The organism is Rahnella bruchi, from assembly GCF_003614975.1.
GTDB lineage: Bacteria > Pseudomonadota > Gammaproteobacteria > Enterobacterales > Enterobacteriaceae > Rahnella > Rahnella bruchi.
Genome location: NZ_QZWI01000048.1, coordinates 1 through 1360 on the forward strand (window position 1 = coordinate 1; position 1360 = coordinate 1360).

At 43.5% G+C, this 1360-nt stretch carries 2 protein-coding genes and 1 pseudogene; all 3 read left to right on the forward strand.

The features are described from left to right. The first annotated feature begins 85 nt into the window (after positions 1 to 85). Positions 86 to 589, forward strand: coding sequence for a hypothetical protein (locus D5398_RS25260; RefSeq protein WP_120510026.1), 504 nt, complete (start codon positions 86 to 88; stop codon positions 587 to 589). A gap of 1 nt (position 590) precedes the next feature. Continuing rightward, positions 591 to 1043, forward strand: coding sequence for a DUF1240 domain-containing protein (locus tag D5398_RS25265; protein ID WP_120510027.1), 453 nt, complete (start codon positions 591 to 593; stop codon positions 1041 to 1043). Further along, positions 1040 to 1360, forward strand: a pseudogene (locus D5398_RS25270) (hypothetical protein); the annotation flags it as partial. The gene D5398_RS25265 and the pseudogene D5398_RS25270, both read left to right, overlap by 4 nt.

Sequence of the window (1360 nt, forward strand, 5' to 3'; positions counted from 1 at the left end):
CATGCAATGTAGGAAAGTACAGCAGTTACTACGTGATTAACCCGGATCTGTGCAAAACCATTGTTACTGATCATTGGGTGATAAAATGACAGAACTCAGAAGTGCGGATTACTGGCGGCAGATTCTTGAAGGCACCCGATATGCGGTAGATCATCCGCAAATGCTGGAAATGGGTATCGGGACCCGCGGGCTGGGGAGTGCGCTGATTAAAGGCACCCGATTTTGTATTTTTGCCTCACTGGCGTGGCGAGTCATCGAACTAATTTTTAAGTCCGACTTTGACCTGGTCGATTCCCTTGGCGATATTACGATGGATGCAGCCAAGGCGGTAGTGGCGAGTGTGGTTATTGGGGTTATTGCTGGAGTATTGACTTTAGGCAGTTTACCGGTGGTTGTCATTGTAGGGTTTGTGATTATAGCAGGTATTGTTTTAAATATAGGCCTAAACAAATTAGATGATCACCTCGGGCTTTCAGTAAGCCTAAAACAAAAACTACGCAATGCTTTGACAGAATACCAAAGAATAACAGATTGGAATGTAAGATATTCAAAGCCGTTTTTTAACAATTCATTGGGTAACGGATATTAAAGTGAAAAAAGACATTCAGCAATGGCTGGTTTTCAAAGTTGTGGCTATTTTTATAATGGCGATATCGGTGGGTTTCATTTATGTAATTTATTTTTATATGGAAATGGTTAATGTGAAATCATTAATTATTCAGGGTGATGTTATAGAGTTCAGCGGTAAAGTTATAATTTGTATGGGTGGGATTCCCATGTTCATCTGGATGTTCTTTTTTGCTCTTAGAATGCTTATTAAAAAAGGCCACGGAACAATAAAAACAAAAACTCTCATTGGTTCCGTTTGGGGGGGGGTTAGTATCGTGGCATTTTTTGCAGGTTTTATTGCCGCTTTCGTAATCCCTTTTATCTTAATGGTATCGCCCTATACCTCATGCAATATGGGAAAGTACAGCAGTTACTACGTAATTAACCCGGATCTGTGCAAAACCATTGTTCCTGACCAATGGGTGAAAAAATGACAGAACTCAGAGGTGTGGATTACTGGTGGCAGATTCTTGAAGGCACCCGATACGCAGCCGACCATCCGCAAATGCTGGAAATGGGTATCGGGACCCGCGGGCTGGGGAGTGCGCTGATTAAAGGCACCCGATTTTGTATTTTTGCCTCACTGGCGTGGCGCGCCATCGAACTGATTTTTAAGTCCGACTACGACCTGGTCGATTTCCTTGGCGATATTGCGATGGATGCAGCAAAGGCGGTGGTGGCGAGTGTGGTTATCGGGGTTATTGCCGGGGGGATGTTAACATTAATCAGTGCGCCGATCGTACTTACTACA